Source organism: Rhizobium sp. GW821-FHT14E12 (assembly GCF_058803745.1).
The window spans coordinates 210,849-234,957 of sequence record NZ_JBXAPH010000009.1 but is presented as its reverse complement, the minus strand read 5'-3'; the positions used below and the strand labels follow the sequence as shown (position 1 = coordinate 234,957).

At 61.3% G+C, this 24,109-nt stretch carries 18 protein-coding genes; 8 read left to right on the top strand and 10 right to left on the bottom strand.

Features of this window, described 5'->3' with window-relative positions:
- Positions 1–176: 176 nt before the first annotated feature.
- Complete coding sequence (locus AC1RO0_RS26495; protein ID WP_498595539.1) at positions 177–836, top strand: YggS family pyridoxal phosphate-dependent enzyme; 660 nt, start codon at positions 177–179, stop codon at positions 834–836.
- A 73-nt stretch (positions 837–909) separates the two neighbouring features.
- Here the strand turns inward: AC1RO0_RS26495 and AC1RO0_RS26490 are convergent, their stop codons facing one another.
- Positions 910–1,614, bottom strand: coding sequence for a DUF1013 domain-containing protein (locus AC1RO0_RS26490; protein ID WP_498595538.1), 705 nt, complete (start codon positions 1,612–1,614; stop codon positions 910–912).
- Between the two features lie 222 nt (positions 1,615–1,836).
- Here AC1RO0_RS26490 and acs point away from each other — a divergent pair, with 222 nt between their 5' ends.
- Positions 1,837–3,795 (top strand): acetate--CoA ligase, encoded by a 1,959-nt coding sequence (gene acs, locus AC1RO0_RS26485; RefSeq protein ID WP_498595537.1) that lies wholly within the window; start codon positions 1,837–1,839, stop codon positions 3,793–3,795.
- A gap of 96 nt (positions 3,796–3,891) precedes the next feature.
- On the opposite strand, the gene AC1RO0_RS26480 is transcribed toward acs, so the two are convergent.
- On the bottom strand, positions 3,892–4,110 hold the full coding sequence (locus AC1RO0_RS26480) for a DUF1674 domain-containing protein (protein ID WP_498595536.1): 219 nt from the start codon (positions 4,108–4,110) through the stop codon (positions 3,892–3,894).
- A 109-nt stretch (positions 4,111–4,219) separates the two neighbouring features.
- On the opposite strand from AC1RO0_RS26480, the gene htpX reads away from it, so the two are divergent.
- From htpX to purH, 4 genes are all read left to right on the top strand, one after another.
- Positions 4,220–5,206 carry a zinc metalloprotease HtpX gene (gene htpX, locus AC1RO0_RS26475; protein ID WP_498595535.1) on the top strand — a complete coding sequence of 329 codons (987 nt, stop codon included), beginning with the start codon at positions 4,220–4,222 and terminating at the stop codon, positions 5,204–5,206.
- Positions 5,197–6,612, top strand: coding sequence for an RsmB/NOP family class I SAM-dependent RNA methyltransferase (locus AC1RO0_RS26470; protein ID WP_498595534.1), 1,416 nt, complete (start codon positions 5,197–5,199; stop codon positions 6,610–6,612). Before htpX ends, AC1RO0_RS26470 begins: the two co-directional genes overlap by 10 nt.
- Positions 6,613–6,763: 151 nt before the next feature.
- Entirely contained in the window at positions 6,764–8,410 is a 1,647-nt protein-coding gene (locus AC1RO0_RS26465) for a heparinase II/III family protein (RefSeq protein WP_498595533.1), read from the top strand.
- A gap of 95 nt (positions 8,411–8,505) precedes the next feature.
- Complete coding sequence (gene purH, locus AC1RO0_RS26460; RefSeq protein ID WP_498595532.1) at positions 8,506–10,122, top strand: bifunctional phosphoribosylaminoimidazolecarboxamide formyltransferase/IMP cyclohydrolase; 1,617 nt, start codon at positions 8,506–8,508, stop codon at positions 10,120–10,122.
- A gap of 201 nt (positions 10,123–10,323) precedes the next feature.
- Here the strand turns inward: purH and AC1RO0_RS26455 are convergent, their stop codons facing one another.
- Together AC1RO0_RS26455 and AC1RO0_RS26450 are read right to left on the bottom strand one after the other, a co-directional pair.
- Positions 10,324–11,712 carry an MFS transporter gene (locus AC1RO0_RS26455; protein ID WP_498595531.1) on the bottom strand — a complete coding sequence of 463 codons (1,389 nt, stop codon included), beginning with the start codon at positions 11,710–11,712 and terminating at the stop codon, positions 10,324–10,326.
- A gap of 49 nt (positions 11,713–11,761) precedes the next feature.
- Positions 11,762–16,552 (bottom strand): NAD-glutamate dehydrogenase, encoded by a 4,791-nt coding sequence (locus AC1RO0_RS26450; RefSeq protein WP_498595530.1) that lies wholly within the window; start codon positions 16,550–16,552, stop codon positions 11,762–11,764.
- 292 nt (positions 16,553–16,844) lie between these two features.
- On the opposite strand from AC1RO0_RS26450, the gene pdxY reads away from it, so the two are divergent.
- Both pdxY and AC1RO0_RS26440 read left to right on the top strand, forming a co-directional pair.
- A complete protein-coding gene (gene pdxY, locus AC1RO0_RS26445; protein ID WP_498595529.1) occupies positions 16,845–17,717 on the top strand; it encodes a pyridoxal kinase PdxY in 873 nt (290 codons plus the stop codon).
- Between the two features lie 74 nt (positions 17,718–17,791).
- On the top strand, positions 17,792–18,433 hold the full coding sequence (locus AC1RO0_RS26440; RefSeq protein WP_498595528.1) for a carbonic anhydrase: 642 nt from the start codon (positions 17,792–17,794) through the stop codon (positions 18,431–18,433).
- A 137-nt stretch (positions 18,434–18,570) separates the two neighbouring features.
- Here AC1RO0_RS26440 and AC1RO0_RS26435 read toward each other — a convergent pair whose 3' ends face one another.
- The 6 genes from AC1RO0_RS26435 to lpxE form a co-directional block, all read right to left on the bottom strand.
- The gene (locus AC1RO0_RS26435; RefSeq protein ID WP_498595527.1) at positions 18,571–19,392 is read right to left on the bottom strand and encodes a lytic murein transglycosylase; all 822 of its coding nucleotides are present in this window, start codon (positions 19,390–19,392) and stop codon (positions 18,571–18,573) included.
- 293 nt (positions 19,393–19,685) lie between these two features.
- Positions 19,686–20,720: an aspartate-semialdehyde dehydrogenase gene (locus AC1RO0_RS26430; protein WP_174052851.1), complete on the bottom strand. Its 1,035-nt coding sequence runs from the start codon at positions 20,718–20,720 to the stop codon at positions 19,686–19,688.
- 328 nt (positions 20,721–21,048) lie between these two features.
- Positions 21,049–21,558, bottom strand: coding sequence for a Dps family protein (locus tag AC1RO0_RS26425; RefSeq protein WP_498595526.1), 510 nt, complete (start codon positions 21,556–21,558; stop codon positions 21,049–21,051).
- Positions 21,559–21,840: 282 nt separating this feature from the next.
- A complete protein-coding gene (locus AC1RO0_RS26420) occupies positions 21,841–22,590 on the bottom strand; it encodes an SDR family NAD(P)-dependent oxidoreductase (protein WP_498595525.1) in 750 nt (249 codons plus the stop codon).
- Positions 22,591–22,746: 156 nt separating this feature from the next.
- A complete protein-coding gene (locus tag AC1RO0_RS26415; RefSeq protein ID WP_498595524.1) occupies positions 22,747–23,046 on the bottom strand; it encodes a winged helix-turn-helix domain-containing protein in 300 nt (99 codons plus the stop codon).
- 281 nt (positions 23,047–23,327) lie between these two features.
- The gene (gene lpxE, locus AC1RO0_RS26410) at positions 23,328–24,071 is read right to left on the bottom strand and encodes a lipid A 1-phosphatase LpxE (protein WP_498595523.1); all 744 of its coding nucleotides are present in this window, start codon (positions 24,069–24,071) and stop codon (positions 23,328–23,330) included.
- Positions 24,072–24,109 lie beyond the last annotated feature (38 nt).

Sequence of the window (24,109 nt, the reverse complement as noted above, 5' to 3'; positions counted from 1 at the left end):
TGGGGAGTTGGCCGTGACCTTCATCACGAAACCAACCAAGCGTCAAGTTTAGCGGGCGCTGCAAGTGCTTTATCTTGCAAAGCAAAGCCGGATTCTACGGCATTCGCCCTTGGCAAAGGCCGCCTGCCTCATTACTGCAAAGTCTTGGGAATAAGCAGATATATCGAGGCGAAAAGATGGAACTTCAAGAGCGGTTGAACGAGGTTCGTTCCCATATCGCGGTGGCGGAACGTCAGGCCGGCCGGCCCGATGGCGCCGTGCAGCTCGTTGCCGTCTCCAAGACCTTCGATGCCGATGCGATCCGCCCGGCGATCTCGGCCGGCCAGCGCGTGTTCGGCGAAAACCGCGTGCAGGAAAGCCAGGGCAAATGGCCGGGTCTGAAAGCCGAGACATCAGGCATCGAGCTGCATCTGATCGGACCGCTGCAATCGAACAAGGCGGCCGACGCCGTGGCGCTATTCGACGTCATCGAGACGGTTGACCGGGAAAAGATTGCCCGCGCCTTGGCTGATGAAATCAATCGGCAAGGCAAGGCGATCAGGCTCTACGTCCAGGTCAATACCGGCCTGGAGCCGCAGAAGGCCGGGATTGCGCCTGACGATACGGTTGCCTTCGTTGATCTCTGCCGCAACGAGCTTAGGCTCCCAATCGAGGGCTTGATGTGCATTCCGCCGGCGGACGAGAATCCGGGGCCGCATTTCGCGCTTCTCGCCAAGCTCGCGGCCAAGGCCGGCGTCGACAAGCTCTCGATGGGCATGTCGAGTGATTATGAGATCGCGGTTGCCTTCGGCGCTACGAGTGTCCGGGTCGGTTCGGCGATTTTCGGAGCGCGATAGGCTCAAGTATCCTCAAAAAAATAAAGCCCCGGTCGGGAAACCAGGGCTTTGAAAACAGGCGATCGATCACGTCTCAGTACTGATCGTCGTCGTCGTCCGGCGTCGTGGACTTCAGCGACTTCAGCTTGGCGAAAACGGCGTCGGCGTCGATTTCCTTTTCCTTGGGCTCGTCGCGCTCGTAGCTGAAGCCGAGCTTCTCGGTCTCCTGCGCGGGCTGCAATGTCGCGCCGAGTTCGGCGGCGGTTGGCAGCGGACGGCCCTTGGAGGCCTTTTCGACTTCCATGTCGAGATCGATCTGGCTGCAGAGGCCGAGCGTGACCGGGTCCATCGGGGCCAGGTTCGTCGAATTCCAGTGCGTGCGGTCGCGGATCTGCTCGATGGTCGACTTGGTGGTGCCGACCAGGCGGGAAATCTGCGCGTCCTTCAGTTCCGGATGGTTGCGCACCAGCCAGAGAATGGCGTTCGGGCGATCCTGACGCTTGGAAACCGGCGTGTAGCGCGGGCCACGGCGCTTGGATTCCGGCACGCGGACCTTCGGCTCGGAAATTTTCAGCTTATGGTTCGGATTGCCCTCGGCGCGGGCGATTTCGTCGCGCGACAGCTGACCAGTGGCGATCGGGTCGAGGCCCTTGATGCCCTGGGCGGCTTCGCCATCGGCAATGGCCTTCACTTCGAGCGGATGCAGCTTGCAGAACTGCGCGATCTGGTCGAATGACAAGGCTGTATTGTCCACAAGCCAGATGGCCGTTGCCTTCGGCATGAGCAATTGTTGAGCCATAGATATAGTCCTTCTGTCAGTCCGCGCCGGTGTCGCGGTCCGGGGTGTAACACCACATTGTCCGGGAAATATGGCCCTATATAACCGCAGCGTCGTGGAATTGCAATTCTTTGCGGATGAAATGCGCTTTGTCCAATTGCTGTCGTAACTTGAGCTGCTATTGATTGCTTGGAAAGGGTGCCCATAATTGCGAAAAGGGCGCCAGGATTCGAGGAGGACACCATGTCGGAAAAGATTCATCCGGTGACGAAAGCGGTCAAGGAACACGCCCTGATCGATGAGGCGAAATATCAGAAATGGTACAGGCAGAGCGTCGAGGATCCCGACAAGTTCTGGGGCAAGCACGGCAAGCGCATTGACTGGTTCAAGCCCTACACCAAGGTCAAGAATACGTCGTTTACCGGCAAGGTCTCGATCAAATGGTTCGAGGACGGCCTGACCAACGTCTCCTATAATTGCATCGACCGGCACCTGAAGAAGCACGGCGACCGCGTCGCCTTCATCTGGGAAGGCGACAATCCCTATATCGACAAGAAGGTCACCTATAACGAGCTCTACGAGCATGTTTGCCGGCTGGCGAACGTCTTGAAGAAGCAGGGCGTCAAGAAGGGCGATCGTGTCACCATCTATATGCCGATGATCCCGGAAGCCGCCTATGCAATGCTCGCCTGCGCCCGCATAGGTGCTGTACATTCCGTCGTCTTCGGCGGTTTCTCGCCGGAAGCGCTGGGAGGCCGCATCGTCGATTGCCAGTCGACCTTCGTCATCACCTGCGACGAGGGCATTCGCGGCGGCAAGTCGATCCCGCTCAAGGAAAACACCGACAAGGCGGTCGAGATCGCCGCCAAGCAGAAGGTTGATGTCAAGACGGTTCTGGTCGTGCGCCGCACCGGCGGCAAGACCGGTTGGACGCCCGGCCGCGATCTCTGGTATCACGAGGAAACCGGCAAGGTGAAGGCGGATTGTCCGCCGGTGAAGATGAAGGCGGAAGATCCCCTCTTCATCCTCTATACGTCAGGTTCGACCGGAAAGCCGAAGGGCGTGCTGCACACGACGGGCGGCTATCTCGTCTATGCGGCGATGACGCATGAATACACCTTCGACTATCACCCCGGTGATATCTACTGGTGCACCGCCGATGTCGGCTGGGTCACCGGCCATTCCTATATCGTCTACGGGCCGCTGGCGAATGCCGCGACCTCGCTGATGTTCGAGGGCGTGCCGAACTACCCCGATCAGGGCCGTTTCTGGGACATCATCGACAAGCACAAGGTCAATATCTTTTACACGGCACCGACGGCGATCCGCTCGCTGATGGGCGCGGGCGATCATTTCGTCAAGCGTTCGTCCCGCTCCAGTCTGCGCCTGCTCGGCACGGTCGGCGAGCCGATCAATCCTGAGGCATGGGAATGGTATTACAAGGTGGTCGGCGACAGCCGGAGCCCGATCGTCGATACCTGGTGGCAGACGGAAACCGGCGGCCACATGATCACGCCGCTTCCGGGCGCGACGGACCTGAAGCCCGGCTCCGCCACCCTTCCCTTCTTCGGTGTCCAGCCGGAACTGGTCGATAGTGAAGGCAAGGTGCTGGAAGGTGCTGCCGACGGCAATCTCGTCATCGCCGACAGCTGGCCCGGCCAGATGCGTACGGTCTATGGCGATCACGAGCGCTTCATCCAGACCTATTTTTCCACCTACAAGGGCAAGTACTTTACGGGCGACGGCTGCCGCCGCGACGAGGACGGCTATTACTGGATCACCGGCCGCGTCGACGACGTCCTCAACGTCTCCGGCCACCGTCTCGGCACGGCCGAGGTCGAATCGGCGCTGGTCTCGCACAAGCATGTCTCGGAAGCAGCCGTCGTCGGCTATCCGCATTCGATCAAGGGCCAGGGCATCTATTGCTATGTGACGCTGATGGTCGGTCAAGAAGGCTCGGACGCGCTGCGCCAAGAGCTGGTGAAACACGTCCGCGCCGAAATCGGCCCGATCGCCTCGCCGGACAAGATCCAGTTCACCCCCGGCCTGCCGAAAACCCGCTCGGGCAAGATCATGCGCCGCATCCTGCGCAAGATCGCCGAGGACGATTTTGGCGCGCTCGGCGATACATCGACGCTGGCCGATCCGGCTGTAGTTGATGATCTGATTGCCAATCGGCAGAACAAGGCGGATGCGGCTTGATCTTGAGCGGCATATTGGAGGTTTATCTCGCCCGTCCGGGGCGAGATAGGCTCTGCATTTTCTACGCCGTACCAAATGATCCGTAGGAGCGACTAATCAAAAATCGATCGTCCGACCGTTGATCTCCCAATCGCCGAAGCGTGAAGGGTCGGCGCCGCCGCGGCCGCCGATTTCGGGGGGAAGGTCGGCCTGTGCCTGCGCCTTGCGGCGTTCCTCGGCCTCGGCAAGTGCACGCTTGGCGGCGGGCGAGAGCGGTTTGCGGGGCGCTTCGCCGGCTTCGATGTCGGTTTTATTGTCGTTATCTGCTGTCTGCATGGCTTGCTGCGGCCTGGAACTGTTGAAATAGCCGGGTGAATAGCCAAATCATAGTGCGTCCGGCCGCAAAGAGAAAGGTTCGGACTGCCGATCGTGTTGGAGACACCGAATGAATCTCATGCGTACTGCCATGCTGCTCGCCTTCATGACCGCCCTGTTCATGGGCGTCGGCTATCTGATCGGTGGGCAATCCGGCATGATGATCGCATTTGTCGCCGCCGCCGGCATGAACTTCTTTTCCTACTGGAATTCCGACCGCATGGTGCTGTCCACCTATGGCGCGCAGGAGGTGGATGAGCGCAGCGCGCCGGAATTCTATGGCATAGTGCGCGATCTGGCGCGCAATGCCGGCCTGCCGATGCCGAAGGTCTACCTCTACGATAATCCGCAGCCGAACGCCTTTGCCACCGGCCGCAATCCGCAGAACGCCGCCGTTGCCGCCTCGACCGGCCTCCTGCATGCTCTAACGCCGCAGGAAGTGGCGGGTGTCATGGCGCATGAGCTGGCGCATGTGCAGAACCGCGACACGCTGACAATGACGATCACGGCGACGCTTGCCGGCGCCATCTCCATGCTTGGCAATTTCGCTTTCTTCTTCGGCGGCCGCCGCGACAATAACAATCCGCTTGGAGCTATCGGCGTGCTCGCGGCGATGATCGTCGCGCCCCTGGCCGCCATGCTGGTGCAGATGGCGATTAGCCGGACGCGCGAATATTCGGCCGACCGCCGTGGCGCGGAGATCTGCGGCAATCCGCTGTGGCTCGCTTCGGCGCTTGGTAAAATCGCGCGTGGTGCCGCGCATATCCCGAACGAGGAAGCCGAGGGACATCCGGCGACGGCGCATATGTTCATCATCAATCCGCTCTCCGGTGCGCGCATGGACAATCTGTTTTCCACGCATCCGGACACGGAAAACCGCATCGCCGCGCTGCATGAGATGGCGCAGTATGGCGGCGGTACAGGCCCTTCCGTTGGCACGCCGACCCGCTCCGGCTCGACGGGACCGGCCATGACTGCTAATCCGGAGCGCAAATCGCGCTCCGTGCCGAATACGGGTCGCGGTGGTGCGCAACCGCCGAAGGGACCTTGGTCTTGAGTTCTGATAATAAAAACAAGCATTTCAATAAAGACGGAAAGCAAGCAGGCAACCGGTCGGGGCAGGCTCGACCGCGTGATTCGGTTTCCTCCAAGCCCGGATTTGCGGCGCGCGCCGCCGCGACGAAGATCCTTTCGGCCGTGATCGACCGCAAGACGCCGCTCGACGGCATGCTGGATGCCGAAGGCGGAAACCCCGCCTACAAGGCACTAGGCGATAGCGACCGGGCGCTGGTGCGCGCCATCCTGAACTCGGCTCTGCGGCATCTGCCGCGCATCGAGGCGGCGATTGCGTCGCTGCTGGATTCGCCGCTGCCGGAAGGGGCTCGCGCCCTGCATCATGTGCTGGTGGTCGGTGCGGCGCAGATGCTCTATCTCGACGTGCCGGATCACTCCGCCGTCGATATCGCCGTCGAGCAGGCCAACCAGGATCCGCGCAATCGCCGCTTTGCCAAGCTGGTCAACGCCATCCTCCGGCGTATCGGCCGGGAGAAGCAGGACATTCTCAGTGAGGGCGCCGATGTGCCGGCCATGCCCAAATGGTTCCTGACGCGTCTTGAGGCCGCCTATGGCAGGCAAGCGGCGCTGAAGATTTCGGATACGCAGCTGGAACCGGCCGCCATCGACGTCACGGTGAAGTCCGATGCCGAGGGCTGGGCGAAGCGCCTGAACGGCGTCGTTCTGCCGACCGGCGGCGTGCGGCTTGCCGCGTTTGAAGGCTCCATCCCGTCGCTGGACGGATTTGCCGACGGCGAATGGTGGGTGCAGGATGCTGCTGCCAGCATTCCGGCAAAACTGTTCGGCTCACTTGCCGGCCAGCGGGTCGTCGATCTCTGTGCGGCGCCCGGCGGCAAGACGGCGCAGCTCATCCTTGCCGGCGGCAAGGTGACCGCGCTCGACCAATCCGCCAATCGCCTGAAACGGCTGTCCGGCAATCTGGCCCGGCTCGGGCTCGAGGCGGAAACCGTCGTTGCCGACATGGCGAAGTTCCAGCCTGACGAACTCTTCGACGCCGCCCTTCTCGATGCCCCCTGCTCGTCCACCGGTACGACGCGGCGTCATCCCGATGTGCTCTGGACCAAGGGTCCGGAGGATATCGCCAAGCTTGCCGCCCTGCAGGAGCGCCTGCTTCGTCACGCCTTGACCCTGGTCAAGCCCGGCGGGGTGGTGGTCTTTTCCAATTGCTCGCTCGATCCCGAAGAGGGCGAGGATCTGGTCGCGCGCGTTTTGTCCGATACGGACATGGCGGACCGTGTGCCGATCAGCCCTGAGGACTGGCCGGGTCTCGAAGCGGCGATCTCTCCGCTCGGCGCCTTCCGCACCACGCCCGACATGCTGCCGCTCTCCGGTGGTTTTGCCTCCGGCCTCGATGGCTTCTTCGCCGTGATGCTCCGTCGCACGCATTAGTGGCGGAGCTTGATCGATTGCTCTCACATTGGTGAAAAATCGGGCACAACGTCCCGATTTGGCATATTCCTAACCTCTTCTTAACCACCGGGTGTTGAGAGTAAGCACAAGCAAATATGCAGTTTTGCGGCAGGATTTAGTGAAATTACACATGCGGGAAGCATGGCGGCGGATGTCTCGCCGCGCGGCGTTGACGCGATTGCGTCTCACCCGCCACACGATGCGTGTGCCGGAACGGCTGATCGTGGCTCCGACGGATCTGCGCAGCATCGATCCTTTTTTTGTCGAAGAGCTTTTGAATGGCCGCATCCTGCTGGCGGGCCGCGTGCTGGAAACCGAGGGCAGATCACCCTTTGCCCTGGAGCTTCCGTCGCAGGTCTTCGCCGTGCGGCTGCACAATTTCCGTTGGCTGCGGCATTTGCGGGCGGAAAAAAGCGATCAGGCATCGGCGCTCGCGCGCTCCATTCTCAATGACTGGATGGCGGTTCATGGCCGCCGCCTGCAGGGCATCGCCTGGTCGCCCGATACCGCCGCCGAGCGGCTGATTGCCTGGCTGTCGCATTCGCCGGTTCTCCTGCAGGGCACGGATAGCGGCTTCTACCGCCGTTTCATGCGTATGCTCGTCCTGCATGTGCGCTATCTCCGCCGGGTGGCCGCAACGACACGGGATGGAACAGCGCGGTTCCGGGTGCGGATCGCGCTTGCCATGTCCTCGGTCGCCATGCCGAACGGCGCTTCGGCGCTGAAGCGCGCCGGCCAGGCGCTCAACCGGGAAATCGACCGGCAGATATTGCCGGACGGCGGCCATATCTCGCGCAATCCGCGCATTGCGCTGGAGCTTTTGCTCGATCTGCTGCCGCTGCGCCAGACCTATGTCAATCTCGGCCACGATGTTCCGTCGCGGCTGATCCCCGGCATCGACCGCATGTATCCGGCTCTGCGCTTCTTCCGGCATCAGGATGGCGATCTGGCACTGTTCAACGGCGCAACCTCGACGCTTGCCAATGAGCTGATGTCGGTGTTGCGTTATGATGAAACCGCCGGCCAGACCTTCAAGGCGCTGCCGCATGCGAAATACCACCGGCTGGCTGCCGGCCAAGCCGTCGTCATCGTCGATACCGGCTGTCCCGCCTCCGCCGACCTTAGCCGCACCGCCCATGCAGGCTGCCTGTCCTTCGAGATGTCGTCGGGCAAGTCCCGTTTCATCGTCAATTCCGGTGCACCGGAATTTGCGGGCGACCGCTATGTGCAGGCGGCTCGCGCGACGGCGGCGCATTCGACCGTAACGCTCAACGACACCTCGTCCTGCCAGTTTTCCAAGTCGAAAACCCTTGGTCCCGTCATGGTCGGTGGGGTGAAGAAGGTCATTGTCGAGCGCGCCGAGACCGAGGACGGCCGCGATTATGTGCGAGCCGCGCATGATGGCTATCTCTCCGCTTTCGGCTATGTGCATGAGCGCGAGATCAGCCTCAATGCCGCCGGCACCATCCTTACTGGCCGTGACCGTTTCTTTGTGCCTGAAGGTAAAAAGCATCCGCCGAAGGGCGAAAGCCTGGCGTCTGCCCGCTTCCATATTCATCCCTCCATCAGCCTGTTGCAGACCGAGACCGACAGCGCCCTGCTGATCGCGCCGGATGGCGAGACCTGGGTCTTCTCCTCGCCGGGCAACGAGGTGCTGGTGGCCGAGGATATCTTTTTTGCCGATGCCTCCGGCATGCGCTCCTCCGACCAGCTCGAGATTGTTTTCCCGATTGGCGAAAAGCCGGAAATCCGCTGGTTTTTGTCCTATCGGCCATAGGCTAACAGCGTCAGCTATGCTAACGGGGCGGGCATATCGTCCCGCGCCGTTTTCGCCGGACATCTCCTCTCCTCGCGCTATATCGGAGAAAGCCCATGGCCGTCGTATCCAAGAAAATTCCCGCTCCCGACAAAGTCCAGGTGAAAACCGCGCTTCTGTCCGTCTTCGACAAGACCGGCATTGTCGAGCTCGCCCGTGCGCTCAGCGAAAAGGGCGTGCGGCTGCTATCGACCGGCGGTACGCACAAGGCAATCGCGGCGGCCGGCCTTGCGGTGACCGACGTTTCCGAAGTCACGGAGTTTCCGGAGATCATGGATGGCCGCGTCAAGACGCTGCATCCGAAGGTGCATGGCGGCCTGCTCGCCATCCGTGACGATGCCGAGCATCAGGCGGCGATGAAGGAGCATGGCATCGAGGGCATCGACCTCGCCGTCATCAACCTCTATCCCTTCGAAGACGTGCGCAAGGCCGGCGGCGATTACCCGACGACGGTGGAGAATATCGACATCGGTGGCCCAGCAATGATCCGCGCTTCGGCGAAGAACCATGCCTATGTGACCACCCTGACGGATCCGGCCGATTACTCCGAGCTGCTCGAGCAGCTTTCCGCCGATGCCGGACAGACGACCTACGACTTCCGCAAGCGCATGGCCGCCAAGGCTTTTGCCCGGACTGCTGCCTATGACGCGATGATCTCCAACTGGTTTGCCGAAGCCCTCGACATCGCTACGCCACGCCACCGCGTCATCGGCGGCGTGCTGCGCGAAGAGATGCGCTATGGCGAAAACCCGCATCAGAAGGCGGCCTTCTACGTCACCGGCGAGAACCGCCCCGGCGTTTCCACGGCAACCCTGATCCAGGGCAAGCAGCTCTCCTACAACAACATCAACGATACCGATGCAGCCTATGAGCTGGTTGCCGAATTCCTGCCGGAAAGCGGTCCGGCCTGCGCGATCATCAAGCATGCCAATCCCTGCGGCGTCGCCACCGGGCCGAGCCTGGTCGAAGCCTACAAGCGGGCGCTTGCCTGTGACTCCGTCTCGGCCTTCGGCGGCATCATCGCGCTGAACAGCCTGCTCGATGCGGCAACGGCCGAAGAGATCGTCAAGCTCTTCACCGAAGTGATCATCGCGCCGGAGGTGACCGAGGAAGCCAAGGCGATCATCGCCCGCAAGCCGAACCTTCGCCTTCTCTCGGTCGGCGCCCTGCCCGATCCACGCGTGGCCGGCCTTACCGCCAAGACCGTCTCCGGCGGCCTGCTCGTGCAGAACCGCGACAATGCGCTGGTCGAGGACATGGAGCTGAAGGTCGTCACCAAGCGTGCGCCGACGGCTCAGGAGTTGGAAGACATGAAGTTCGCCTTCCGCGTCGCCAAGCATGTGAAATCGAATGCCGTCGTTTATGCCAAGGACGGCCAGACGGCCGGCATCGGCGCCGGCCAGATGAGCCGCGTCGATTCGGCGCGTATCGCCGCGATCAAGGCGGAGGAAGCCGCCAAGGCCATGGGGCTTGCCGAGCCGCTGACGCGCGGTTCCGCTGTTGCCTCCGAAGCCTTCCTGCCCTTCGCGGACGGTCTGCTGTCGGCCATTGCCGCTGGTGCCACGGCCGTCATCCAGCCGGGTGGCTCGATGCGGGACCAGGAAGTCATCGACGCCGCCAACGAACACAATGTCGCGATGGTCTTCACCGGCATTCGCCATTTCCGCCATTGATCGCTTTACCCTCGCCCCATCGGGGAGAGGGCCGCGCGGCGCGCGCGGGGTGAGGGGGCGTTACCGGGAAGTCATATATTGTTTGCAACGATATAGGCTGATTTCGAATATGCCGTGAGACCCCCTCATCCGCCCTTCGGGCACCTTCTCCCCGCTGGGGAGAAGGAGACGAGCATATCCCCAATCGAAATAGGAATATCCCTATCTCGCCTTGTCGGCGGGATAGGGTGTTCGCAGCAGAAGCAGGAGACCGCCGGCGAGGAAGACGACCAGTGTCGCCATGCCGAGGCGGGCCGAGCCGCTCCAATAGGTCATCAGCGAGAAGAACAGTGTCGCCATGAAGCTGGTGGCGCGGCCAGAGAGTGCGTAGATACCGAAATAGCGGCCGGCTTCGGCAATGCTGACGCTGCGGGCGAGATAGGAGCGCGAGGAGGCCTGCACCGGGCCAAACGCGATGCCGATCAGCAGACCGTAGCCGATATAGGCCTTCTCCGCCGCCGTCCCGAACAGGCCGCCGGAATCGACGGTGGAAAGCGGCACGAGGCCGAAGAGCGTGAAGCCGGGCCCGGTCGAGACGATGCCGAACGTGGCGACGAGCAGGAGCGTAAGGCTGATAACGACCGTTATCTTCGAGCCGAGCCAACGGTCGACATAGCCGGCGATGAAACAGCCGAAAATGGCGATGACGTTGAGGATGATGCCGTAGATGCCGATCTCGATGGTCGCCCAGCCGAACATGCCCGCCGCGAAGGTGCCGCCGAGGATCAGCAGGCCGTTGACGCCGTCCTGATAGATCATGCGGGCGATCAGAAAGAGGCTGATGCCCCGCCGGCGTTTCAGTTCGCCGAGCGTCGTTTTCAGTTCACGCAGGCCCGAGCGAACCGCAGCGGCCAGCGGCAGGCCGCGCTGGGCATCCGGCGTGAAGAAGAACATCGGCAGGATGAAGAGAAAATACCAGACGGCGGCGATCGGCCCGGTGATGCGCGCATCCTCGCCGAGCGCGGCGTCGAGGCCGAAGAGCGGCGTCAGGCCGAGGATGGTCTTACCGGTCTGCGGGCTGCCGGCCAAAAGCGCCACGACGGCGATCAGCACGATCATGCCGCCGAGATAGCCGAGGCCCCAGGCGGTATTCGACAGCCGGCCGACATCGTCCTTGCCGACAAGCCGCGGCATCATCGAATCGTTGAAGACGATCGAGAATTCCGCCGAGATCGAGGCGAGAATCATGAAGATGACGGGATAGATGATTGGCGAGCCGGGGGCCGCACCCCAGAGGCAGAAGAGACTGGCGATCTTGATGACGGCGAAGAAGGCGATCCAGGGTTTGCGCCTGCCCGACTGGTCGGCGATCGAGCCGAGGACCGGCGACAGCACGGCGATGATCACCGAGGAGATCGTCGCCATGTTGCTCCATGTCGTCTGCGCTGCCACCGGATCGGCCGTCAGCCGCGCGACGAAATAGGGACCGAAGATGAAGGTGGTGACGACAGTGAAGAATGGTTGCGCCGCCCAGTCGAAGAACATCCATCCCCAGATGCCCCGCGCCGGCACCTTTGCCGGCGCATTGTCGCTTATCTCGGTGGCCACCAAATTCCCGTCCTTGATTCCGCCGATCGGCTATTGAGTCGGGCGGACTGTCTCACCTCGCCCGGTCATGCGCAAGGTCGGTCAGGAGGCCGGCGGCAACGGTGATCCGGGCAAGGTTCGGATCACCGCTTTCGCTGAGGCTCGCAAGCTCCTCAGCAATGCGGTTGATGCGGATACGGTCTTCCGCATGCCATGCCTGGATCGGCTGCTTGTCCTTCGGATGGTTCGATAGCGCCGAGATGACGATATCGCGGCGTGCCCCGGCGATCTGGTCGAGGCTGCGCGCCAAGGCCAGGCTCTCATAGTGATCGCCGGTGAGGATACGGCTGCCGGCCAGCAGCAGACGACCGACACGGAAGGTCTGCGACACGGTGAAGTAGCTTTCGGCGGCGCGGTTGAGCGTATCGCCGGTGCGCTCGGCGATCTGCATGATCTCCGGGACGAGAACGAGCGCGTAGATCATGGCGATCTCGCCGGCGAGTTTTTCCGGCAGACCGGCGGTCTGGTATTCCGTCTGGCGAGCAGCGATCTCGGCGGCGAAATCCGCCGGTATATGGCTGAGGAAGAGCGGCCGCAACTTTTTCAAGGCGGCCTGAAGCCGGGCGATGGTTTCCTCGATATTGCCCTTGGCCGCGCCGGTTTTCAGCAGCAGGCGGGTGAGCGCCGTATAGACCTCAGTGATCTCGCCATAGACGCGGTTCTGCATCTGTCCGCCGACCTTGCCATCCAGTGCATCGGTTTCGTTCCAGAGCCGGTCGAGATCGAAGCCGTCGCGGGCGAGGACAGAAGCCTTGACCACTTCGGCGGCCGATGCTGCCGTCGCATCCATCATGCTGACGGCAAAGCCCGGGCCGCCGCGATTGATCGCCTCGTTCGCCAGCACGGTTGCTATGATTTCGCGCTTCAACCGGTGGCCGGTGATGTCGGTGGCATGGGAGCGCTGCATCTTGGCAGGGAAATAATGGCTGAGCGTCGCGGCGAAATAGGGATCGTCCGGCAGGTCGCTGGCGGCAAGTGCATCGAAGAGGACGATCTTGGCGTAGGAGAGCAGGACGCCGATTTCGGCGCGGGTGAGTGGCCGGCCATTGGCATAGCGCTCGGCGAATGTTTGGTCGTCCGGCAGCGTCTCGACCTTGCGGTTGAGCTGCTTGGCGGCCTCCAGAACGCTCATGAAGCGGCTGAGCTCAAGGGCGTTGCCGGTACCCTTGCGTTCGGTCAGCGAGATCGCCAGCGACTGCAGATAGTTGTTGCGCAGCACGAGGATGGCGACTTCGTCGGTCATCGATGCCAGCAGTATATCGCGTTTCGCCCGCGTCAGGCGGCCATCATGCATGGCGGATGCGAGCGCGATCTTGATATTGACCTCGACGTCGGAGGTGTTGACGCCGGCCGAGTTGTCGATGGCATCCGAGTTGCAGCGTCCACCTTTCAGACCATAGGCGATGCGGCCCTTCTGGGTGACGCCGAGATTGGCGCCCTCGCCGATCACCTTGGCGCGAACCTCTTCGGCCGTGATGCGGATCGGGTCGTTGGCGCGGTCGCCGACGTCCGAATCTGTTTCGGACGGAGCCTTCACATAGGTGCCGATGCCACCGAACCAGAGCAGATCGACGGGAGCCTTGAGGATCGCCGTGATGATTTCAAACGGTGTCGCCACCGTCTTGTCGATGCCGATCGCGGCTGCCGCTTCCGGCGTCAGTGTTACCGATTTCGCCGAGCGCGAGATGATCATCGCGCCCTTCGACAGCACGGATTTGTTGAAATCCTGCCAGCTCGAGCGCGGCAGGTCGAAGAGGCGCTGCCGTTCGGCCAGCGTCTTTGCCATGTCCGGATCCGGGTCGATGACGATGTCGCGATGGTCGAAGGCGGCGATGAGGCGGATTTTCGGCGACAGCAGCATGCCGTTGCCAAAGACGTCGCCGGACATGTCGCCGACACCGACGACCGTGAAGGGCGTTGTCTGGATGTCGATATCCATCTCGCGGAAGTGCCGCTTGACGGTCTCCCAGGCGCCGCGAGCGGTGATGCCCATCTTCTTGTGGTCGTAGCCGGCCGAGCCGCCGGAGGCGAAGGCATCATCCAGCCAGAAGCCGGCTTCCTGCGCCAGCGCATTGGCGGTGTCGGAGAAGGTCGCCGTGCCCTTGTCGGCGGCAACGACGAAATAGGGATCGTCGCCGTCCAGCCGTACCGTGTCCGTCGGAGCGATGATATCGGCGCCGGAGATGTTGTCGGTGATCGACAGCAGCGTGCGGATATAGGTCTTGTAGGCCTCGCGGCCGGCATTGAAGATCTCGTCGCGGCTGCCGCCAACCGGCAGTTTCTTCGGATAGAAGCCACCCTTGGCTCCGACAGGCACGATGACGGCGTTCTTCACCTGCTGCGCCTTAACGAGGCCGAGCACTTCGGTGCGGTAATCCTCGGCGCGGTCCGACCAGCGCAGACCGCCGCGCGCCACCTTGCCGAAGCGCAGGTGCACGCCTTCCACCTCAACGCCATAGACGAAGATTTCGCGGAAAGGCCGCGGCTCCGGCAGGCCGTCGAGAAGCTTCGGATCGAGCTTGAAGGCAAGCATGGCCTTCGGCGTGCCGTCGGCGTTTTTCTGGAAATAGTTGGTGCGCAGCGTTGCGTCGATGGCGTTGACGTAGCGGCGGAGAATGCGGTCGTCATCGAGGCTTGGAACGTCGGCAAGCTCGGTTTCAATGGTCGTATGCAGCTCGGAAAGCTTCTTCGTGCGGTTCTTGTCGCTGAGCTTGGGATCGAGCGTGTCGTAGAACAGCCGGAAGATCGCGGCGGCGATGCGCGGATATTTGTCCAGCGTCGCGGCGATATAGTCCTGCGAATAGGCGATGCCGGCCTGGCGGAGATAGCGGGAATAGGCGCGCAGCACATTCGTTTCGCGGGCGGAAAGATCGGCCGAGACGATCAGCCGATTGAAGCTGTCATTGTCGATCGTGCCACCGAAGGCGGCGAGGAAGGCTTCCTCAAGCGCCGCGCCATGGCGGACGAGATCGATCACTGTGCCGCTGTGGGCTTCCAGTTCCATGTCATGGAGCACCACATGGCCGGTTTCGCCGTCCTTGCCCGTGACATAGATGTCGAAAGTCCGTTCGCTGATGACGTTGAAGCCGAGGTTTTCGAGCAGCGGCACGCGGCGCGACAGCGCCAGATTGCCTTGCCCATGGAAGATCTTCAGCGAGAGGATATCGCCGTTTTCATCCTTGCGCGTGTAGAAGGCGATGCGGATCGGCTCGGCACCGGCGGTGGCGGTAATATCGGGCAGGTCGGCGACGGCATCCTCCGGCGTGAAGGCTTCCTGGAAGGCCTGGCTGACGGAGATGCGTGGCGCTTTCGGCCCGGCCAGCATGACGAAACGCTCGTCCCAGCGGGCGGTGATGGCGCGGATCGCCTCTTCGAGCTTGCCTTGCGGAATATGCGGCGTCTTGCCGCCACTGCGGCCGATGATGAAATGCACGCGGGCTACGCCACCTTCCGGGAAGGCCGGGTAATAGGCGGAGACGCGGCCGTCATAGACGGTCTTCAGGTAATTGCCGATCTTCTCGCGGACGACGGAATCATATTCCTCGCGCGGCACATAGACGATGACCGAAACGAAACGGTCGAAATGGTCGATGCGCGGCAACGCGCGGACATGCGGCCGGTCGGTCAGATCGTTGATCTGTTCGGCGAAGCTTGCGAGCAGAGTGGTGTCGATCTGGAAGAGATCGTCGCGCGGATAGGATTCCAGCGTGTTTTCCAGCATGCGGCCGGAATGGCTGGCTGGATCGAAGCCGAAGTGATCCTTGACCTTCTGCACCTTCGAGCGCAGCAGCGGCACGTCGGTGGCGGCGCTGGTATAGGCGGTCGAGGTGAAGAGGCCGACGATGCGCAGCTCGCCAGTCACCTTGCCGTCGGCATCGAAGCGCTTGACGCCGACATAGTCCATATAGGCGCGGCGGTGGACGACCGACTTGACGTTAGCCTTGGTGACGATCAGGAAATCGGGACCGTCGAGGAAGGCGAGAATTTCAGGTGTGGTGGTGACGGCGTCCTTGCCCTGGCGGAGCACGAGGACATCCGGATTGGAGAGGATGCCGAGGCCGGTGCCGCGGTCGCGCTCCACCTTGGCGTTGGCGCCCTTGCCGGAATAGACATATTCGCGCATGCCGAGGAAGGTGAAATTGCCGTCGCGCAGCCAGGAGAGGAAGGCCAGCGCTTCGTCGCGGTCCGCCCTACGGCGGCCAGCCGCCTCATAGATGGAAAGTTCCGATATCACCGTATCGAGCCGTGCCAGCATCGGCGTCCAATCGGAAACGGTCAGGTGCGTCTGGTCGAGCACGGTCTGGACGCGCTTGATGAGGTCGGTCGCCTGCGCTGCGGTCAGCGGCGTCAGATGCAGCTGGATATGGCTGACGCGATGGGTGGGATCGCTCGGCTGATCGGCGGAATAGAGACTCGGCTGCTTGCCTTTTTCAATGATCAGGATCGGATGCACGGCCATATGGAGATCACGGTAGCTGCTCGTCACCTCGCCCATGACCGATTCATAGAGGAAGGGCATGTTGTGGTCGGTGATCGACAGGATCGAGACGGGCACGCCATCGGGATCGATATCGGCCACCTGCTCGATCGAAACGCGGGGGGACGTGCCGCTCCAGGCCGCGAGTTCCTTGGCCGCGTGCACCGCAGCAAGGGCAAGCATTTCCGGGCTGTAGCGCTCCATGTCGTCATTGCTCGCCCTGCCGAACAGGATCTCCGGATCGAGATGCACCTCGCCGGTCGCGGCAGCGATCTTTCGCGCCGCTTCGATCTGTTTTTCCCGTTTCGGATTGGTCCTGGACGCCATGAATTTCCTCCAAATTTCAAGATTTTGACCACAGTATCAGAAGATTTATCGAAAAAACTGGCAAAATGAATGCGAATTTGATCGCTTTTCGACGGATTCTGTCTCAAATCGTGAAGAATCTTGCCGAACGTCGTGATCCCGTTGCAAAGCGCATGATAGGGGCGCGGAATTGTCACTATAAGCTCCGCAACAGACGTTTTCATGACTCTGTGAAGCGCGGTTGACAGAGTGACGATAAAGGGATCATCACAACCCCATCGAAGTCGGAAGATCATAACCGGAAGCAAGCATCATGTCGGACAATTCGGCGGGCGCCGTTATCGTCATCTCCAGCCATGTCGTCAGAGGCTCCGTCGGCAATCGTGCCGCTGTCTTCGCGCTGGAAACCCTCGGTCACCCCGTCTGGGCGTTGCCGACCATCGTTCTTCCCTGGCATCCAGGCCATGGCCGCTCGACGCGGCTGACCTTCAATGAATCCGATTTTGATCATGCGATCGACGATCTCATCGCTGCACCCTGGTTGTCTGAGGTGAAGGCGGTGCTGTCCGGCTATTTCGGCAATGCCGCGCAGGCGCATTCCGTCGCCCGGCTGGTACGGGCGCTGAGGGAAAAGAACCCCGATCTCTTTTACGCCTGCGACCCGGTCATCGGTGATGCCGGCGGTCTCTACGTGCCCGAAGCGACGGCGGAAGCGATCCGCGATCAGCTGATCCCGCTGGCGTCATTGGCGACACCGAACCGCTACGAGCTTGCCTGGCTCGCCGGAGCGCCGCTGGAGGACAACAATGCCGTCATGGAGGCTGCCCTGGCGCTGGGGCCGTCGCGCATGCTGGTGACCTCGGCCGTGCCGATGATGGCCGGTGGCATCGGCAATCTCTATCTTAGCGGCCGTAATGCGCTGTTGGCCGAACATCGCAGTATCGACAATGCCCCGAACGGGCTTGGTGACCTGCTCTCGGCCGTATTCCTGTCGCGGCTTCTATCCGGCATGGATGAGGAGCGGGCGCTGCAAATGACCACGGCGAGCGTCTATGAAGTCCTGGCAAGAGCGGTGAAGCGCGGCAGCGACGAGTTGACGCTGGCGGCGGATGCCTCCAGCCTGTCGACGCCGATGGCGATGGTGCAGATGCGTCGGCTGATGCATCCGGCGCAGCGAAAGAGGTAGCGAGTCGAAGGCATCGGGAGCTTTTTGCAGTGCAATAGTTGCCATCGGCGGCGGCGCGCTGTAATTCAATCTCCATGGACAGCTTTCCCACCTCCCTTCTGAGCGGTTATCGCAACTTCATGAGCGGGCGTTATGCGGACGAGCGCGAACGCTATCGCAGTCTGGCCGAGAGCGGCCAGAGCCCATCGACCCTGGTGATTGCCTGCAGCGACTCCCGCGCGGCGCCGGAGATTATCTTCGATGCTGGCCCGGGAGAGCTTTTCGTCATCCGCAACGTCGCCAATATGGTGCCGCCCTATGAGCCGGACGGCCATTTCCATGCTACGTCGGCAGCGCTGGAATTCGCGGTGCAGTCGCTGAAGGTCTCCGACATCGTCGTCATGGGCCATGGCCGTTGCGGCGGTATCCGCGCAGCGCTCGATCCCAATGCCGAGCCGCTGTCGCCGGGTGATTTCATCGGTCGCTGGATGGGGCTCCTGAAACCCGCCGCGGAGCAGATCCAGAGCAACGACATCATGACACAGGCCGAGCGGCAGACGGCGCTGGAGCGCATCTCGATTCGCAACTCGCTCGACAATTTGCGCAGCTTTCCGGATATCAAGGCGCTGGAAGAAGAAGGAAAGTTGAATCTGCACGGCGCCTGGTTCGATATTTCGACCGGCGAGCTTTGGGTTATGGACGCAAAGACCCGCGACTTTATTCGCCCCGAAGCCTGAAAACGCTCTATCTCTTTGTTTTTACGCAATTCCGGGCGGAAAACCGCTGCCCGCTTTTCCTGGAATTGCTCCAGGTCAAACAAAAAAAGCGCTCCGGACCATCAGGTCGGAGCGCTTTTTTGTTTGTTTGGCTCTGATTACTTGCCGTCGATCTGCTTGCCGATATAGGCAATCGCTTCCTGATAGACCCTCGCATCGTTCCAGCCGCCGATCGCCGAGAAATTCGGTTCGCCGGGCTGATAGGGAGCGCCCGGCTGCCAGCCGTGGCCCTTCAGGAAGTTTGCCGTTGATGACAGCGCATCGGCGCGCGAGCCGACGAGATCGACCTTGCCGTCGCCGTCGCCGTCGACGCCATACAGCACAACGTTCTTCGGCATGAACTGCGTCTGGCCGATTTCGCCATGGGCAGCGCCACGAGCGGACGGGCTCAGATAGCCTTCGCCGACGAGCTTGAGGGCAGCATAGAGCTGATCGGTGAAGTAGGCGGAGCGGCGGCAGTCAAAGGCAAGCGTCGATACGGCCGAGAGCGTATTCTGGTCGCCCATGAAGCTGCCGAAACCGGTTTCCATGCCCCAGATGGCGATGATCGGGCCTGGGGGAACGCCGTAGCGCTTCTCGATGCGCGAGAACAGAGCGGCATTCGCCTGCTTCATGCTCTTGCCGCGGCTGATGATCGTCTGGCCGCCACGCTTCTTCATAAATTCATCGAAGGAAAGCTTGAAGCTCTTCTGGCCGCGGTCGGCGCGGATTGTCGGCTGATTGTAGTGGACATTGGCGAAAGCGCGATCGAGTGTGGACTGGCTGATGCCCCGGCCCTGCGCTTCCTGCTTGAACTCGCGCACCCAGTTGTCAAAACCGGCGGACGTGTTGCTACAGGATGCCGCGTTTGCAGCAAACGGTGTGCCCAACAGCAACCCGACCGCAACGAGAGCTGCCATTCCAGACTTAGTGATGCACATTCAGAATCCCCAAATTCTTACCGCGCGAAAGACGCGGGAACGTTTTTGAATGGCGCGCGAACCTCTCCGTTCTCCGGGCTCATGCGCTGTCTTGTCGCCACAGGACCATGCCAGTATCGGATGGTTCTGTCATTAGTACATTTTAGCGATCAATGTTTTTCGCTTCGCGTGTAACAAGATCACTCAAGAATATTTTGCAAAAGCCCCGCCTTTCAGTGTGAAATGGCGAGGCTTTTCCTCAGATCCTGCTTAGATGGACAAGGTTTATAAACCGTAAATTGGTTTACAGACGCTTATGCAGCCTGCTTGCGCGGCTTAATCAGGCCGCGGTTGATCAGGAGTTCGGCGATCTGAATGGCGTTCAGGGCCGCACCCTTGCGCAGATTGTCCGAGACGACCCAGATGTTGAGGCCGTTTTCGACCGTGGCATCCTCACGGATACGCGAAATATAGGTCGCGTCTTCACCAGCGCACTCATAGGGCGTGATGTAGCCGCCCGGTTCATGCTTGTCGATGACAAGGCAACCCGGCGCCTCACGCAGGATGTCGCGAGCCTGATCGGCGGAGATCTCATTTTCGAACTCGATATTGACCGATTCCGAATGGCCGATGAAGACCGGCACGCGCACGGCGGTGCAGGTGACCTTGATCTTCGGGTCGAGAATCTTCTTGGTCTCGGCCAGTACCTTCCATTCTTCCTTGGTGTAGCCGTCTTCCATGAAGGTATCGATGTGCGGGATGACGTTGAAGGCGATGCGCTTCGGAAACTTCTTGTTCTCCATCGGATCGGCGACGAAGACGGCGCGGGTCTGATTGAACAGCTCGTCCATGCCATCCTTGCCGGCGCCGGAGACGGACTGGTAGGTGGAGACGACAACGCGCTTGATCTTGGCAAAGTCATGCAGCGGCTTCAGGGCCACGACGAGCTGCGCGGTCGAGCAATTCGGGTTGGCGATGATGTTACGCTTGGTGAACTGCGTGATGGCGTCCGGGTTCACTTCCGGCACGATCAGCGGCACGTCGGCGTCGTAGCGCCAGGCGGACGAGTTGTCGATGACGACGCAGCCCTGGGCGCCGATCTTCGGCGAGTACTTCTTCGAAACCTCCCCACCGGCGGACATAAGGCAAATGTCGGTGTCGGAGAAATCGTAGTTCTCCATGTTCGAAACCTTCAACGTCCGGTCGCCGAAGGAAACTTCGGTGCCCTGCGAGCGGGCCGATGCCAGCGCCACGACTTCGTCAGCGGGAAAACCGCGCTCGGCCAGGATGTTGAGAATTTCGCGACCTACATTTCCGGTCGCGCCCGCTACTGCAACTTTGAAACCCATTTCTCAAGCTCTCTTTCTCTTCTCTCCTCTGTGGCGAGGGGGGAACCACGGTCATAACGACCGGTTCCTGTCCCCAGCCGAGCCGGGGAGAGAGCGGCAGGCCAGAGACGTCAGACGGTTTTCGTCGTCGTTTTGGCCTTGGTTTTGGAAGAAACCGGAAAATAGACATCCTGCCCGGCACATTGCGCCAGGTGAGCGAAGCTATCGATCTGATCGAAGCGAACCATGGAGGTCTTCCTTTTCCGCTGCCGGTTCTAAGAGGTTTTCCACAGGAGTCAAGGATTTTGCGTTCCCACCTCCGTGGGAACGCGGAAATCAGCGCGGTGTTTCAACGATTGGTGTTGCGCGTGGATTCGAACAGGAACCAGGTGCGGCGCTCCGTCTCGTCCAGCCAGTTTTCCAGCAGGCTGGCGGTGGCGATATCGCCATATTCGTCGCAAACGTCGTGGGTGGCGCGGATTTCGGCTGAAAGTTTGAGATTGTTGTCCGCCAGTTCGGCGAGCATGTCCTGAGCGTCGACATATTCGGCATCATTGTCGGGGATGCGCTGCAGCTTGGCGATCTGGCCGATGGAGCGCAGCGTCGTGCCGCCGATCTTGCGGGCGCGCTCGGCAAGCGGATCGGTCATGGCGAAGAGCTGTTCGCCCTGTTCGTCCAGCATCAGGTGGTAGTCGCGAAAATGCGGGCCGCTCATATGCCAATGGAAATTCTTGGTCTTGAGATAAAGCGCAAAAACATCGGCCAGCAATGCCCTCAACGCCGCGGAAATATCGCGTGTCGCTTCTTCGCTGAGATTGGTGCGGGTACCCAGTTTCGATTTGGTATTGGCGCTGCTCATGGTGACGTGCTCCGTTTCGTTGTTCGCAATGGCGGTCGCCGAGAGATGTTAGCGGAGTTCGATGACATTCGCTGTTGCGTGGAATTGCATGGCAGGCAGGACCTGTCGCGAGTGTTTCGTGGCAAAACCGGCCGCGATGATCTGCGGAAAACCCGAACGGAATGATAGTATGAAGACGGAGAGGGTTTGGCAATCGCTCTCTAATGTAGCGGATCGGCGCTGCGATATGCGAAACAATGCCGCTCCCCTCGTATGGAGGAGAGCGGCCTGGTGAATGGGCGATTACTTCAGGCCGCCGCCGGCATAGAGGGTTTCGCCCGTCAGCCAGGCGGCGTCCTTCGAGGCGAGGAAGACGGCGATCGGGGCGATGTCCGTCGGCTGGCCGAGGCGGCCGAGCGGCGTTTGCGAAACCAGATGCTTTTCGAAATCACTGCCGATGACGCCGGCCGCATGCACGCCTTCGGTCTCGACGCCGCCGGGCGAGATGGTGTTGACGCGGATGTTGCGGGGGCCGAGTTCCTTGGCGAGGATCTGGGTGATCGAGGTGACGGCTGCCTTGGTCGCCGTATAGACTGCGGCGGTCGGCAGGTTCATGGTGACGGCATTCGAGGCGATGTTGATGACATTGCCACCTTCCGGGCCGAAATACTTCACCGCTTCCTGCGTCGTCAGCAATGTGCCGAGGACGTTGATGTTGAATTCACGATGGAATTCCTCTTCAGTGATCTCTTCCAGCGACGCGAATTTGTAGACGCCGGCATTGTTGACGAGGATGTCGACGCCGCCGAACGCCTCCTTGGCCTCGGCGAAAAGCCGCTTCACATCGGCGGATTTTGAAACGTCGCCATGGGCTGCGATCGCCTTGCCGCCCTTGGATTTGATCTCGGCCACGACCCTATCGGCGCCTTCCCGGCTCGATGCATAATTGACTACGACGGCTGCGCCCGCCTCGCCAAATGCCTTGGCGATACCGGCGCCGATACCCTTCGATGCTCCGGTCACGATCGCGACCTTGCCTTCTAGCTTGCTCATGTCATCTCCTGTCGAGATATTGTTAGATGATTTTACAATTATCGAACTATTGGCGCGAACGAGGCCCCGAGACGGCGGCCTTTATCCCGTCAATTTGATATTTAGATAATCATCTAATTGATACAAGGGCAGGCGCGCGTAGCATGCAAAGAATTGTCAGATATTGGCGAGCTCGGCCATGTAGGCGTTGAGCACATCGCGCCGGAGCAAAAGGTTTGCGAACTTGCCGTCCCGCAGGATTTCGATGAGACCGGCGTTCTCGAGTTCCTTGAGGTGATGGGACATCGTGGCGGCGCTGACGGTGTGGCATTGGTTCAGCACGCTGCAAGGCATGGGATCGGCGGTACCGCCGATCTCCTTCAGTATCTGCACGCGACGCGGCTCGGCAAGCGCCCGGGCAATCAGCCCCATCTGCCTCTCGCTCAATCGTGTCTGCCCGGCATCCGTCATCGTCATTACCACATCGCAAGCGGGATGGATTTCCCGCAGCTTCACCGCTCCAGATATATGAATGCGAGGGATGCTTGGCAAGCATTCGCGGCGGGGGACGGGCGGTATGACATATCGGTGAAGGGATTTCTTTTCCCTCACCCGCCCTCGTGGTTCGAGACGGCCCTGCGGGCCTCCTCACCATGAGGACTGATCTTTTGTGCCCGGGCGCATAGCTTACTCCGCCTCATCCTGAGGTGCGGAGCACCCTGAGCTTGTCGAAGCGGCCCCGGACCTGAGATAGATCCCTACTTCCCCTTCAGCAGCGGCAATCGCGGTATCGGCCAGCCGGCTTCTCCAATGCGGAAGAGCAGGCCGTAGCGGGAATAGACGATCGCCATCATGAAGGAGAACCAGCCGCCGAGCGCCAGGCCGGCGATGACGTCGCTCGGATAATGCGCGCCGATCATTACGCGCGTCGCGGCAAGCCAGAGGGCGCAGGCGATGAAGATGTAGCGATAGCGCGGGAAGAGGAAGGCCAGCGCCACGAAGAAGGCGCCGATGGTGGTCGCATGGCCGGACGGGAAGCTTTCGAAGCCGGCATGGCCATTGAAGGGCGAGAAGCCGAAAGGACCCCAATCCTGGAAATGCGTGGGGCGGGCGCGGCCGATGGCGCGTTTCAGCAGGTTGGCGAGAATGCCTGAGAGCGCGATCGTCGTCAGCAGGTAGCCGCCGATCTGACAGATGCGCAGTGCCTGGCAGCGGCAGCGCGCCGATTGCAGCAGCCGGCTACCGGCCCAGCCTTCGAAGAACAGGAAGGCGCTGACCAGGATGAGCCAGCCGGATTCGCCAAAGCTCGTGAGCATCTTGCCAAAGAAATGAATGGGCGGCGCCATGTTCCTGATGTTGGCGCCCACCGGCCAGTCGAACAGCAGGGCTGAAAGCAGGACGATATTGGCGGTCAGGAACAGGCAGATCTTCCAATGCGACGGCGCAAAGCCATGCCTGCTTCGCCGCCACCGCCTGTCGAGAGACGTCAAGATCGCCTGCATGTCCACCGCCTGTCGCCGACATTTCCACCCCAGTCGAC